Origin of the sequence: Acidovorax radicis N35 (assembly GCF_000204195.1) — a bacterium.
Taxonomy (GTDB): Bacteria; Pseudomonadota; Gammaproteobacteria; order Burkholderiales; family Burkholderiaceae_C; genus Acidovorax; species Acidovorax radicis.
Genome location: NZ_AFBG01000024.1, coordinates 1 through 13,333 on the forward strand (window position 1 = coordinate 1; position 13,333 = coordinate 13,333).

Here is a 13,333-nt window from a genome sequence, read left to right on the forward strand (position 1 = left end):
AAGAAGGCTGCACCCGCCAAGAAGGCAGCAGCACCGGCAAAGAAGGCCGCTCCCGCCAAGAAGGCAGTAGCAGCAAAGAAGGCCGCACCTGCCAAGAAGGCAGCAGCACCGGCAAAGAAGGCCGCTCCCGCCAAGAAGGCAGCAACCGCCAAGAAGGCAGCCCCCGCAAAGGCTCCTGCAAAGAAAGCGGCACCGGCCAAGAAGGCCCCCAAGGCCCCTGCCCCTGCTGCTGCCGCTCCAGCAGCCCAGACCACCCTGAACCCTCAGGCGGCCTGGCCTTTCCCCACGGGCAACAAGCCCTAATCCTGGCGTATCACACGCTCAACCCGGTGCCTATGCACCGGGTTTTTTTATGCCTGTCGATATCTTGTGCGCCACACGCAGCACAGCATCCGCAACCCATGCCTCACTGCGTTTCCGCAACCTCGCCAAAGCGCAAGGCTACCCGGGGGTGAAATCCAGTGTGTAGTTCTGCGGGCCTCGCTGCGCGATCTTGAGGGCACCTACCCGGTTGCCCAATTCGGCACAACGAACCAGCGGCCAACCCTTTTCCAGGCCAAACAACAACGCACCGCGCCAGGCATCACCACACCCCGTGGGGTCCACCACCTGGGCTGGCACCACCGGTGGCACATGGGTTTTCTCTCCGTCGACCCACACCTCGCAACCTTCTGCGCCCAGCGTGACCACCAGCCCCAGCACCTTGCGCGAGATCTCGGCAAGGGTCCAACCCGTGCGGTCGCAAAGCATTTTCCCCTCATAGTCATTGACCGCCACCCAGGACGCTTGACCAACAAACTGCGCCAGCTCTTCCCCATTGAACATGGGCAGGCCCTGGCCTGGATCAAACACAAAAGGAATACCCGCCGCTACGAATTGGGCGGCATGCTCCAGCATGGCATCACGCCCATCTGGAGCAACGATCCCCACCCTCACACCCGCATTGGCATCAATACGATTCAAATGCGCCTGCATCATCGCGCCGGGGTGGAATGCCGTGATCTGATTGTTGTCACGGTCGGTCATGATCATTGCTTGTGCGGTATAGGTGTCCTGCACCTGCCCTACATGTCGCGCGCTGATACCGAGCGACTCCAGGCGCTGCAGATATTCAGAGCCATCACTCCCTAGCATGGCCATCGGCAACGGTTCACCGCCCAGCAGTTTGAGGCTGTACGCGATGTTGCCCGCGCAGCCTCCAAAGTCACGTCGCAACGAAGGCACCAGGAAAGAGACGTTCAGGATGTGCAATTGGTCAGGCAGTATCTGCTCGGCAAAACGCCCCTCGAAGGTCATGATGGTGTCGAACGCCAGAGAACCGCAAATGAGGGCAGCCATATCAGAAAGGTAGGTTGGTAAAAAATATCAGGGATAGAACGCCAGCAACCGATAGCCCGCGACGCGCGCGCCTCCAGTGGTCACGAGCACGGACACCGACGCGCTCCACTCACCACGTGCAGGCAGTTCCATCGGAGCCCCCATGTCGGTCGGCAGCAGCACGCGCCGAAGCACAGGCTGGTCCTGCGCATCGGTCAACGTCAACTCGACGGCAGGCATCGCCAAAGGTGTCGATGACTTGCTCTTCATGGTCAGGGCAAGTTGATAGCTGTCACCCCTGGCCTTGTTGAACGAGGAACTGTCGATGACCACATCCGCAATCTCGCGCTGCGGCGCAATTTCGCACCGCAGGGAAGCGCACAGCGCCATCAACCACGGCCTTGTTCGAACATCCATTGCTGCAAGGCGATCACGTTCCTGGACGGCGACCTGCAGCCCAAGCCCCACTACAGACAACAGAAGCAGCACGGCAAGCACCACGCGCACCATCGGTTTGCGCCAGAACGCCTTGCGCCGCGCAGCGACCACAAAGCTGACCTCTTGTCCGGCGTCCAGGCCTTCATCTTCGTCGGCAGGGTCCGCCCTCTCCCGGGCTGAAGAGGGCTTGCGGGAAGGTGCCTGCAACACGGTTGCCGGTGAATGGTCTTCGACCAGCGCGAGTGCCTCTGGCTCAAACTCCGTGATCTCAGGCGACTGCGAAAAATCCACCGGCGGCAGGGGCTCTGTCACCCCCTTCGCCGCAGACGGCGTCGCCGGGGCACCATGGTCCGGCTCCGTGTCTTGCAAAGGAACGACCGGCGGCTTGATGGGCAACTCCAGCGCCGGATAGCCCATCGGGGTCAGCGCCACAGGCGCCACCGAATCAGGGGCTCCATCCTCGGCGTCTCGCAGAGCGGCAAAGGGCAGCTCGTAACCTGGCTCTCCATGGCCCACACCCCGCACAGCAGCTGGCGAAGGAGGAGAGGCGACCCGCATTTGTACCGCCTCCGACGAGGGCCCATGGCCACCGACAGCCGTCCCCGCAAAAACCACCGGGGGCGGGGAATCGCCCTGCAACGCTGTGCCCCCCCTACCAGTTGCAGGCACGTTGAATGCTGTGTCCGACCGCCAGGCAAATGGCACGAGATGGCCCACACCAGAATTTTCACCAGAAGCGACCACCCCACCCGCTGCGGAGAGAAATGCGGGCACCGCAGGCTGAGGCACCTCCAGCACAGGGGATCCCACAGGCGTATGCACCTCCGAATACCCCCCAGCCGCCTCGGAGGGAACACTCACGGGGGAAAAAGAGAACGCTGCGGCATCTGCGACCCCAGGCCGCCCCCCCAAGGGTGGGGAAGCCGGCGGCTGCGAGGGTGGTGGCTCACCCCAGGCCCGCCCAGCCTCCGCCTTGCGCGCTACGGGGGCAAGTGGCGGCCGAATGTCGGCCAGCGAGACATCCGGCAACAGTGCCGGAGGAGCTGCAGGAAGCAAGTGCGCCGAAGCATCAAAAACCTCTTTGCATTGACCACAACGCACCCACCCTTGTGAGATGCGCAATTGGTCCGCCACCACCTTGAATGAGGTAGCGCAGGACGGGCAGCGAGTGATCTGGCTCATCAGCGATGGATTGTAGAGGCGCGTGCGATCCCGCAGAGGCGGGCGTCTTCCCTGTCTCAGCGACGGGCCGTCATCAAGATCCAGCCATCTTCTGCATCCGCGACATCCAGCTGAAGCCAGGGAGCGTAAGCCTCTTTCAGCTCATTGGCCTGGCGATCGAGAATGCCTGCCAGAACCAGATGCCCTCCGGGTGCGACATAGCTGCAGAGCAGGGGCGCAAGCACGCGAAGGGGAGTGGCAAGAATGTTCGCCAGCACCGTCTGGTATTCGCCCCGCACCTTGTCGGGCAGGCCCGCATGGAGCTGCACTTCATTGGCCTGCGCATTCAGCGCAGTGGACTCGACGGCCGCAGGGTCAATATCGACCGCATCAATGTCCATGGCTCCAAACTTGGCCGCGCCAATGGCGAGGATGCCGGAACCGCAGCCATAGTCCAGAACCCGGCCCAGTGGATTGCCCATGGAGGGTTCGGTTGCGCCATTGCGGGCAATCCAGCGCAGGCACATGCGGGTCGTAGGATGGGTGCCGGTGCCAAAGGCCAGACCTGGGTCCAGCCGGATGCTGCGCTTTGCCTGGGCCGGCAATTCATGCCAAGAAGGAACAATCCAGAAATCCGGCGTGATATCCACGGGCGCAAACTGCGATTGTGTAAGCCGCACCCAGTCCTGCTCGGGCACATGGGCAACCCCCAGCACCTGGCAGCCCGCAAAAAAGTCCTGCACGGTCAGAAGTTGCTGCGCCTCCCGTGCAGCCACCTCTGACGGAAAAAGCGCCACCACCCGGCTGCGCTGCCAACCATCCTTGGGCGGAGGCATGCCGGGCTCGCCAAACAAGGCCTGCTCGGCGTCGGTCTGGGCATCGGCATCCTCCACCGACACGCTCAGCGCATCCAGCGCATCCAGCGCATCGCTGACCGCTTCGATCCGGTCCTCGGGACACATCAGACTCAGCTCAAACATAGAAGCCTCTCAGAAAAAGTGAAATGCTGGCACCCGTTGCCAGGAGCCAGCATGTGAATGACTGCGCAATACGATTTCAGCGCTTGTGCTGAGACAGCCACTCTTCCAGGTAATGGATGTTGGTGCCACCGGCCATGAACTTGGCGTCCACCATCAGCTCGCGGTGCAGAGGCACGTTGGTGTTGATGCCTTCGATAACCGTCTCGTTCAGCGCCGTGCGCATGCGGGCCAGGGCCTGCTCGCGCGTGTCGCCGTGCACGATGATCTTGCCGATCATCGAGTCGTAGTTGGGCGGCACAAAGTAGTTGGTGTACGCATGCGAATCCACCCGCACGCCCGGGCCGCCCGGTGGATGCCAGGTGGTGATGCGTCCGGGGGATGGGACGAACTTGTAAGGGTCTTCCGCGTTGATCCGGCACTCGATGGCATGGCCGCGGATCTCGATCTGGCGCTGGGTGAACGGCAGCTTCTCGCCCGCCGCGACCATGATCTGCGTCTTTACGATGTCCACGCCGGTGATCCACTCGGTCACGGGGTGTTCCACCTGCACCCGGGTGTTCATCTCGATGAAGTAGAACTCGCCGTTCTCGTACAGGAACTCGAACGTGCCCGCACCGCGGTAGCCGATCTTCTTGCAGGCGGCCACGCAGCGCTCGCCGATCTTTTCGATTAGCTTGCGGGGAATGCCCGGAGCCGGCGCCTCTTCGATCACCTTCTGGTGGCGGCGCTGCATGGAGCAGTCGCGCTCGCCCAGGTACACCGCGTTGCGGTGCTTGTCGGCCAGGATCTGGATCTCGATGTGGCGCGGGTTCTGGAGGAACTTCTCCATGTACACCGCAGGATTGCCGAACGCAGCGCCCGCTTCGGCCTTGGTCATCTGCACGGCATTGACCAGGGCGGCTTCGGTGTGCACCACGCGCATGCCGCGGCCACCACCGCCGCCGGCGGCCTTGATGATCACGGGGTAGCCCACGGCCTTGGCGATGCGGCGGATCTGGACCGGGTCGTCGGGCAACTCGCCTTCGGAGCCGGGCACGCAGGGCACGCCCGCGCGGATCATGGCCTGCTTGGCCGAGACCTTGTCGCCCATCGTGCGAATGTTGTCCGGCGTGGGGCCGATGAACTGAAACCCGCTCTTTTCCACGCGCTCGGCAAAGTCGGCGTTCTCGGACAGGAAGCCGTAGCCGGGGTGGATGGCCTCCGCGTCGGTCACTTCGGCAGCCGAGATGATGGCCGGCATGTTGAGGTAGGACAGCGGGGACGGCGCAGGGCCGATGCACACCGCTTCTTCCGCCAGCTTGACGTACTTGGCGTCGCGGTCGGCCTCGGAGTAGACCATCACCGCCTTCACGCCCAGTTCATGGCAGGCGCGCTGGATTCGCAGGGCGATTTCGCCGCGATTGGCTACAAGAATCTTCTTGAACATGAGCGCCTTATTCGATCACGAACAGCGGCTGTCCGTATTCCACGGCCTGGCCGTTTTCGCCCAGGATGCGGGTGACCGTGCCCGACTTGTCGGCCTCGATCTCGTTCAGGATCTTCATGGCCTCGATGATGCAGATGGTCTCGCCTTCTTTGACCTGGCTGCCCACTTCCACAAAGGCCTTGGCGCCCGGGCTGGAGGAACGGTAGAACGTACCCACCATCGGCGATTTGACAATGTGGCCTGCAGGGGCTGCGGGTGCGGGCAGTTCAGCGACCTGGGCGGCTGCAGGTGCGGGAGCCGCAGGCGCCTGCATCGGGGCGGGAACGTACTGCTGAACCACGCCACCAACGCTCTTGACGATGCGGACTTTGCCCTCGGCTTCCGTGATTTCGAGTTCAGATACGTTCGACTCGGACACGAGATCGATGAGGGTTTTGAGTTTTCGCAGATCCATGGGAGCTCCAACGGCTATAAAACTGATAGGGCTTACGCACATCGGACGCAACAACCGCCTCGCCCCGGGGCGAACCGCTTGCCTAGCCCTGCTTTGCGCAAGTCATGACTGAATAGGGCGCGAATTTACTCCAATTTCAGCCTATCTCCGTCTTCCACAGGTATTTTTGATGAACTACATCATGCCCATACGCGGCCGGCCCCTGCAAAAATGCCGGAATGGGAGGCTTGGCCGGTCAGCGCAAGGGGGCCCACAGCTGGAGATCTTGCGCGGTGACTTGCCCCATTTTACGGTGCAGGACGCGCCCATTCCCTCCGAGCACCACGGTAAACGGAAGCCCTCCCGTGAGGTTGCCCAGCGATCGGCCGAGGTCGGTGCCGCCCAGTCCGGCAAGGCCCACCGGGAATTCCAGGGGAATGCGCTGCAAGAACTTGCGCACGGCAGAAGGCTGGTCGATGGCCAATCCCAGAACTTGCCACCCGTTCGGCGCCTGTTGGCGATAGAAGGCATTGAGCATGGGCAGCTCTTCCACACAGGGTGGACACCAAGTGGCCCAGAAATTCAGCAGCAACGGCTTGCCTGCCAGTGCCTTCAGCGCCACCACGCCCCCTTCAGGCTTTTCGAACTCCATCGTCCAGAGCGCATCTTCCACCCCTTGCTCCATCGCATGGGGCTGGAACTTCCACCATGCCAGGCCTGCGCCACCCAACGCTGCTGCGCCCGCCACCCCTGCATACAGCAGGCGCCGGCGCGCGGCAGACGGTTGTGCATCACGGGCTGCAGAGAGGGATTCAGGGCGATCGGAATGGGATGTCATGGGGCAGGGGCTTCCTGGAGCAGGCGCCGAACAGCGGTCATGTCGCCTCGCGGCACACGCCCTTTAGCGTCCGGACGAAGGGCGCCGCGCAGGTCATCGAGGTCGTAGATCATCAGGTGCACCCCGATCATCTCATTGAGTTCAGGCGACTTGCTGCCCAGGCTCAATGCCTCGACCGACTCGCCATGAAAACCGGTGACCGTGCGCGGCTCGTAGTCCACATGGTGATCGATCAGTGCTATTTCTGCCGATTTAGGGTCATCGCAGAACAATTGCACATAAATATCGGACAGCCGTGTGGCCGTGCCATGCCAGACAGCACCTGCCAGGTGGGGGCGGAAGGCCGCCATGCGCTCCATCCACACCAGGGCCAGCTGGCGCAGTGCCCGCAGTTCGCGCGGCTGCGTATCGGCACAAAAAAGCTCGATGTACTCCCGCACTGCGGCCTCGACCTGGTCGTTGTCCGGGAGTGGAGTACGGGCAGGCAGGCCCATCTGGCGCAGCGCACGGCGCTTGGCCGGGCCCCATTCCAGCCCCTCCTCCACCACCAGCCGGGCCGTGGTGTGGGCGATTTCGTCGCTCAAAGGTGTGTGCATGGCGGTCAAGGAAAGTCGCAACAGGGAATGAAACTGCATTGTGGCCTGAAGCACTGAACCGAACCACGGGTTACCCCCAGGCATCCCGAGGGTCACTATATTTTTCATAGCTCTTCGCGCTTACCCATCAAGCGCTGGGGGCTTGTTTTGTATTGAACCTTAGAATCTGCGCCCATGCATATACACATACTGGGCATCTGCGGCACGTTCATGGGTGGCCTGGCCGCCCTCGCGCGCGAAGCGGGCCACAAGGTGACGGGTTGCGACGCCGGCGTTTACCCGCCAATGAGCGACCAGTTGCGGGCCCTGGGCATCGACCTGATCGAAGGTTTCGGCGCCGACCAACTGGCCCTGCAGCCCGACATGTTCGTGATTGGAAACGTGGTCAGCCGCGTCCGCCTGCCCGACGGTTCGCCCAAATTTCCGTTGATGGAAGCCATCCTGGACGCGGGCCTGCCCTACACCAGCGGCCCCCAGTGGCTGGCCGAGCATGTGCTGCAGGGCCGCCATGTCCTGGCGGTTGCCGGCACGCACGGCAAGACGACGACGACCTCGATGCTGGCCTGGATCCTGGAAAGTGCCGGGCAGCAACCGGGCTTTTTGATTGGCGGAGTCCCCCTGAACTTCGGCGTATCGGCCCGCCTTGGAGCGCCCCGGCGACCATCGCCCGGCAGTTCGCCGCAGGGCGCTGCGCCGCTGTTCGTGATCGAGGCGGACGAATACGACACCGCCTTCTTCGACAAGCGCAGCAAGTTTGTGCACTACCGCCCTCGCACTGCGGTGCTGAACAACCTGGAGTTCGACCACGCAGACATCTTTGACGACCTGGCCGCCATCGAGCGGCAGTTTCACCACCTCGTGCGCACGGTGCCGCCATCGGGCCGTGTGGTGGTCAACGGTCTCGAAGAAAGCCTCACCCGCGTGCTGCACACGGGCTGCTGGAGCGAAGTGGCCAGCTTCGGCGAAGCCGTCAGCGACTTTTCGGCACAAGGCGACCCCCAGGCATTCGACGTGCTGCACCAGGGGCGCAAGGCCGCCCGGGTGGAGTGGGCGCTGACCGGCGTGCACAACCAGCTCAACGCACTGGCGGCCATTGCGGCCGCCCACCATGTGGGCGTGCGCCCTGAGCACGCCGCCACGGCACTGGCGACCTTTCAGAATGTGAAGCGGCGCATGGAGCTGCGCGGCACGGTGAATGGCATTGCGGTGTACGACGACTTCGCCCACCATCCCACGGCCCTAAGAACCACGCTGGACGGCCTGCGCCGCAGCCTGGGCCAGGGCGTGCGCATCCTGGCGGTGTTCGAGCCCCGCAGCAACACCATGAAGCTGGGGGCCATGAAGGCCCAGCTGCCGTGGGCGCTGGAGCCTGCCGACCTCGCGTTCTGCCACACCGCCGGGCTGGACTGGGACGCTGCGCAAGCCCTTGCCCCTCTGGGCGTGGGCCCGGGCCTGCGAGCACAAACCGCTGCCGACATCGACACCCTGGTGCAACAGGTCACCGCAGCAGCCCGCCCAGGTGACCACATCGTGTGCATGAGCAACGGGGGGTTTGGCGGCATTCACGCCAAGTTGCTGGAATCGCTACAAAATAAATAGCTGCTTGCGCTTATCTGAAAAGCGCTAGAGCCTGATTTCTCCTAAAAATCAGAACGATACCGCCATACCCGGTACGTCCACGCGCACTACCGGCTTGGCAAGTGCCGCACTGGCAGCACGCGCAAAGTCGCGGGACCATACCGGGTCGGCCAGCAACGAGGCCCCCGCAGCGCGGGCCACGGTGAGAACCTTGTCCGCCAGCAGCACCTTGCCGCTGGCGCGCAGGGGTTCGCAGTCGAGCGCGGTGAACTGATCATCCAGCCAGCGCCTGCCAGCCTCGTGGCCCATGGGCTCGGCGCCCTCCAGATCAAAACGGAATTCCTGGTTTCCGGCCAGACGGACCGACACTTCGCTGTGCATGATGGTTTGCCTTTCTTCTGAAACCGTGGCGGCGACTGCCGTGCTCCCTTGCACGGCCCGCCACGGGTTTCCAGTTTAGGGCCTCCTGCAACCGGCGCAGATCACCGCGCGCGGCGGGCCTTCACAGCGTCGGACAGTTCAGCCAACGCCGTCAGCGAATCGTCCCAGCCCAGGCAGGCGTCCGTGATGCTCTTGCCGTACTCCAGCGCGCCGGGCAGGTCCTTGCCCGGTGAGAACTTCTGGGCACCGGCTGTGAGGTGGCTCTCGATCATGAGGCCGAACACACTGCGCGAGCCGCCTGCGAGCTGCGAGGCAATGTCGCGCGCCACTTCAAGCTGCTTTTCATGCTGTTTGCTGCTGTTGGCATGGCTGCAGTCCACCATCAGGGTAGCGGGCAGCTTGGCGGCTTCGAGGTCCTTGCAGGCGGCGGCCACGCTGGCGGCGTCGTAGTTGGGCGTCTTGCCACCACGCAGGATCACGTGGCAGTCCTTGTTGCCCTTGGTGTTGACGATGGCTACCTGGCCGTTCTTGTGCACCGACAGGAAGTGGTGGCCCCGGCTGGCCGACTGGATGGCGTCGGTGGCAATGCGGATGTTGCCGTCGGTGCCGTTCTTGAAGCCGATGGGGGCCGAGATGCCGGAGGCCAGCTCGCGGTGCACCTGGCTTTCGGTGGTCCGGGCGCCAATGGCGCCCCAGCTGATCAGGTCGCCGATGTACTGGGGCGAGATCACGTCAAGGAACTCGCTACCGGCGGGCATGCCCAGGCGGTTGATCTCGATCAGCAGCTGGCGTGCAATGCGCAGGCCTTCATCGATGCGGTAGCTTTCGTCGAGGTACGGGTCGTTGATGAGGCCCTTCCAGCCCACCGTGGTGCGTGGCTTCTCGAAGTACACGCGCATCACGATTTCCAGGGTGTCGGCGTACTGCGCGCGCGCAGCCATGAGACGGCGTGCGTACTCGACAGCGGCAGCCGGGTCGTGGATGGAGCACGGGCCGATGATGACCAGCAGGCGGTCATCCTTGCCGGCCATGATGTTGTGGATGTTCTTGCGGGTCTGGGTGATCAGCGTCTCGACCGGCGTTCCGCGGATCGGGAAAAAGCGGATCAGATGCTCGGGAGGAGGCAACACGGTGATGTCCTTGATACGTTCGTCGTCGGTCTGGCTGGTTTTCTCGACGCTGCGGTACCAGGCATCGCTGGTCGGGGTGGTGGGGGCCGTCATGGTTGCTTCCTCGTGGAGTAAAAGTAGTGGGAGGGATGGAAAAACGGGAGGACAGAAAAACAAAAACCGCCGGGCTTTGCAGCGTCGGCGGTTGGTATGGGGAGGTTGTGTTTGCTTGCGCGTTTTCCTCTCATCCGCCGGGGACCGAGATAAAAAACCAAAAATAAAACGCGCTGCGAACTTGCATGGAAAGCAATGTAGCACAGGAGTGCGGCAGTGCAGCAACCCTGGATTGTTGTTTTTGCGATACGGGAGGGGCTTGAACAAGCCCTCTCAACCCCCAGCGTTCACCGCAGAGGTTCAACGCCGCCAGCGATGAAACCAGGCACGCACGCGCTGCAACGCAGACTGCTTGCGCGGCGGCGCGGCATCCTGCAGGTCGCTGGGCGGATCGCTCTGGTGCTCATACATGTCAATGAGCAGCAATGCCTCGCCCAGCGTGCGCCAGGCGAGAAGTTCGAACTGGTCGAAGCTCGCACTTTCCTTCGGGCTGCGCCGCTCCAGCATCTGCTGCCAGTCCGTGATCGCATTGCGCAACTCCCTCAGCGCGCGCTGGTAGGCACCAAACTCGTACAACGCGTGCCAGGCCGAGCCCAGACCCGTCAGGAACAACTGGTGCTCGCGGGCGCAATGCGACAAGGCCAGCACACGCCGGGTGATGGCGGTGGTGTCGGTAGTGGTGCGACGGGTGCGCACTGCCTCGTCGATCTGCGTTGACAGCGCGCTCAGGCTATCACGCAGTTGACGAGACTCCTCGTCGGCCACGCCTTCGCGCAGAAAGCGGCTGATGTCTCCAAATGATTGAAGGGTCAGTAGCTGACTGGGGCGCGTAGCGGGCATACGCCATTTTGCGCTGCCAAGGCCTGTGCGATGCCCTTTGTGCGCCGCACAAGGCTGAAGTTGGTGGAAGCAAGCAACAGCCAGCGTGTTGCCCCGAGCAAGAACACCGTTGCCGGTCGTCAGGCCGTTCCACCCACCGTCAGCCCCTCGATGCGCAGCGTGGGCTGGCCCACGCCCACGGGCACGCTCTGGCCTTCCTTGCCGCAGGTGCCTACGCCGCTGTCTAGGCGCATGTCGTTGCCGATCATGGTGACCTTCTTGAGCGACTCAGGGCCACTGCCGATGATGGTGGCGCCCTTCACGGGATACTGGATCTTGCCGTTCTCGACCCAATAGGCCTCACTGGCCGAGAACACGAACTTGCCCGAGGTGATGTCTACCTGCCCGCCGCCGAAGTTGCTGGCGTACAGCCCCTTCTTGATGCTGGCGATGATCTCGGCAGGGTCCTTGTCGCCGCCCAGCATGTAGGTGTTGGTCATGCGCGGCATGGGGATATGGGCATAACTCTCGCGCCGACCGTTGCCGGTGGGGGCCACGCCCATCAAGCGCGCGTTGAGCGAGTCCTGGATGTAGCCCTTCAAGATGCCGTCCTCGATCAGCACGTTGCGCTGGCTGGCATGGCCTTCGTCGTCCACATTGAGCGAACCCCGGCGATCGGCAATCGTGCCGTCATCCAGTACCGTCACACCCTTGGCCGCCACCCGCTGGCCGATGCGGCCGCTGAAGGCGCTGGAGCCCTTGCGATTGAAGTCCCCTTCCAGTCCGTGGCCAATGGCTTCGTGCAACAGGATACCGGGCCAGCCCGAGCCTAGCACCACGGTCATCTCACCCGCAGGAGCAGGGCGCGACTCGAGGTTGACTAGGGCAGCATTCACCGCCTCGTCCACGTATTTGCCCATTTGCTCGTCGTCGAAGTAGGCCAGGCCAAAACGACCGCCACCACCGGCAGAGCCCATCTCGCGCCGGCCGTTTTGCTCGGCGATCACGGTGACCGACAGCCGCACCAGCGGGCGCACGTCGGCCGCCAGCGTGCCATCGGCCCGGGCCACCAGCACCACATCGTATTCACTGGCCAGCCCCGCCATGACCTGCGCAACACGCGGGTCCTTGGCGCGGGCGCGCTGCTCCAGCTTTTCCAGCAAGGCCACCTTGGCCGTGCTGTCGAGCGATGCAATCGGGTCCACACCTGGATAGAGACTGCGGCCAGCCGCTACCTTTTTAGGAGCTACTCGCACCTTACCAGCCTGCGCTACTGCCGAAATAGAGCGCACAGTGCGGGCTGCGTCCAGCAAGGACGCCTCTGAAATGTCGTCCGAGTAGGCAAACGCCGTCTTCTCGCCGCTGACCGCGCGCACACCCACGCCCTGATCAATGCTGAAGGAGCCCGTTTTGACAATGCCCTCTTCCAGGCTCCACCCTTCGCTGCGCGTGTACTGGAAGTACAGGTCGGCGTCGTCCACCTGGTGGGTCCGGATCTCGGCCAGGGCCCGCGCCAGATGGCTTTCATCAAGCCCAAACGGGGTCAACAGCAATTCGCGAGCGACATCAATGCGCTGGCTGGTGGCCGCACGCTGGGGCGCGGCAGTGGTGGAGCGGAAAGTCATCGGGGCATTTTAGGCGCGCAGCCCCGCCCCGCGGCACAAGGGGGCACATGCCCCTATGCCGCCGCGCAACCGGCCGCGGCGTCAGGCTGCCGCCTGATCATCCAGGACGGCTTGTGGCGCGTGGGTTTGCACAGACTCGATGCCTGCATCGCGCGCCTTGGCACCGGAGTACATCTGGCTTTGCCCGATGACCTGGCCATTGCCCGCCTTGAGCGTGAAATAGGGCGATCCGTCCTTGGCGCTCAGGCGCCCAAAGCGGCCATCGTCCGGGGCGTTCTTGCGCACGGATTCAATGCCATTCAGCGCGCTGGCCCGTGATTCATACAGCTCGCTGGTCAGGATGACCTGGCCATTGGTGGCCAGCAGGTTGAAGACAAATTTATCGTTCTTCGACTTCTTCAGCTCGAACTTCGCCGCCATAGGGAATCCCTCCGGTTGCATGGGCCAAGGCACAGTTGGCCTGCAGGTTTGTACCCTCTTGCCGCCACGCGCGCAACGCCTGGACAGAGACCCTAGAA

At 63.3% G+C, this 13,333-nt stretch carries 13 protein-coding genes and 2 pseudogenes; 2 read left to right on the forward strand and 13 right to left on the reverse strand.

Translation table 11 applies throughout. The annotated features are described in order from the left end of the window. Positions 1-303 (forward strand): annotated as a pseudogene (locus ARADN35_RS0123230) (histone); the annotation flags it as partial. A gap of 138 nt (positions 304-441) precedes the next feature. On the opposite strand, the gene ARADN35_RS0123235 reads toward ARADN35_RS0123230, so the two are convergent. From ARADN35_RS0123235 to ARADN35_RS0123270, 8 genes and pseudogenes are all read right to left on the reverse strand, one after another. Next, complete coding sequence (locus ARADN35_RS0123235; protein WP_010466449.1) at positions 442-1,338, reverse strand: carbohydrate kinase family protein; 897 nt, start codon at positions 1,336-1,338, stop codon at positions 442-444. A gap of 27 nt (positions 1,339-1,365) precedes the next feature. Further along, positions 1,366-2,187, reverse strand: coding sequence for a DUF3426 domain-containing protein (locus ARADN35_RS28620; RefSeq protein ID WP_010466450.1), 822 nt, complete (start codon positions 2,185-2,187; stop codon positions 1,366-1,368). Between the two features lie 684 nt (positions 2,188-2,871). Next, a pseudogene (locus ARADN35_RS28830) lies at positions 2,872-2,937 on the reverse strand (MJ0042-type zinc finger domain-containing protein); the annotation flags it as partial. Between the two features lie 56 nt (positions 2,938-2,993). After that, positions 2,994-3,896, reverse strand: coding sequence for a 50S ribosomal protein L11 methyltransferase (gene prmA, locus ARADN35_RS0123250; RefSeq protein WP_010466451.1), 903 nt, complete (start codon positions 3,894-3,896; stop codon positions 2,994-2,996). A gap of 76 nt (positions 3,897-3,972) precedes the next feature. Beyond that, positions 3,973-5,322, reverse strand: coding sequence for an acetyl-CoA carboxylase biotin carboxylase subunit (gene accC / locus ARADN35_RS0123255; protein ID WP_010466452.1), 1,350 nt, complete (start codon positions 5,320-5,322; stop codon positions 3,973-3,975). Positions 5,323-5,329: 7 nt separating this feature from the next. Continuing rightward, positions 5,330-5,776 (reverse strand): acetyl-CoA carboxylase biotin carboxyl carrier protein, encoded by a 447-nt coding sequence (accB, locus tag ARADN35_RS0123260; protein WP_010466453.1) that lies wholly within the window; start codon positions 5,774-5,776, stop codon positions 5,330-5,332. A gap of 235 nt (positions 5,777-6,011) precedes the next feature. Then, positions 6,012-6,593 (reverse strand): TlpA family protein disulfide reductase, encoded by a 582-nt coding sequence (locus ARADN35_RS0123265; RefSeq protein WP_010466454.1) that lies wholly within the window; start codon positions 6,591-6,593, stop codon positions 6,012-6,014. After that, positions 6,590-7,189, reverse strand: a complete 600-nt coding sequence (locus ARADN35_RS0123270) for a hypothetical protein (RefSeq protein WP_029414336.1) — start codon at positions 7,187-7,189, stop codon at positions 6,590-6,592. Before ARADN35_RS0123270 ends, ARADN35_RS0123265 begins: the two co-directional genes overlap by 4 nt. A gap of 174 nt (positions 7,190-7,363) precedes the next feature. Between ARADN35_RS0123270 and mpl the strand changes: the two genes are divergently transcribed. After that, positions 7,364-8,788, forward strand: coding sequence for a UDP-N-acetylmuramate:L-alanyl-gamma-D-glutamyl-meso-diaminopimelate ligase (mpl, locus tag ARADN35_RS0123275; RefSeq protein WP_010466456.1), 1,425 nt, complete (start codon positions 7,364-7,366; stop codon positions 8,786-8,788). A 48-nt stretch (positions 8,789-8,836) separates the two neighbouring features. On the opposite strand, the gene ARADN35_RS0123280 is transcribed toward mpl, so the two are convergent. From ARADN35_RS0123280 to ARADN35_RS0123300, 5 genes are all read right to left on the reverse strand, one after another. Then, positions 8,837-9,148: a hypothetical protein gene (locus ARADN35_RS0123280; RefSeq protein ID WP_010466457.1), complete on the reverse strand. Its 312-nt coding sequence runs from the start codon at positions 9,146-9,148 to the stop codon at positions 8,837-8,839. A gap of 101 nt (positions 9,149-9,249) precedes the next feature. Beyond that, positions 9,250-10,371, reverse strand: coding sequence for a 3-deoxy-7-phosphoheptulonate synthase (locus tag ARADN35_RS0123285; RefSeq protein ID WP_010466458.1), 1,122 nt, complete (start codon positions 10,369-10,371; stop codon positions 9,250-9,252). A gap of 300 nt (positions 10,372-10,671) precedes the next feature. Beyond that, the gene (locus tag ARADN35_RS0123290) at positions 10,672-11,211 is read right to left on the reverse strand and encodes a hypothetical protein (protein ID WP_010466459.1); all 540 of its coding nucleotides are present in this window, start codon (positions 11,209-11,211) and stop codon (positions 10,672-10,674) included. 119 nt (positions 11,212-11,330) lie between these two features. Continuing rightward, positions 11,331-12,815, reverse strand: a complete 1,485-nt coding sequence (tldD, locus tag ARADN35_RS0123295; RefSeq protein WP_010466460.1) for a metalloprotease TldD — start codon at positions 12,813-12,815, stop codon at positions 11,331-11,333. An 81-nt stretch (positions 12,816-12,896) separates the two neighbouring features. Continuing rightward, positions 12,897-13,235, reverse strand: a complete 339-nt coding sequence (locus ARADN35_RS0123300) for a YegP family protein (protein WP_010466461.1) — start codon at positions 13,233-13,235, stop codon at positions 12,897-12,899. Positions 13,236-13,333 lie beyond the last annotated feature (98 nt).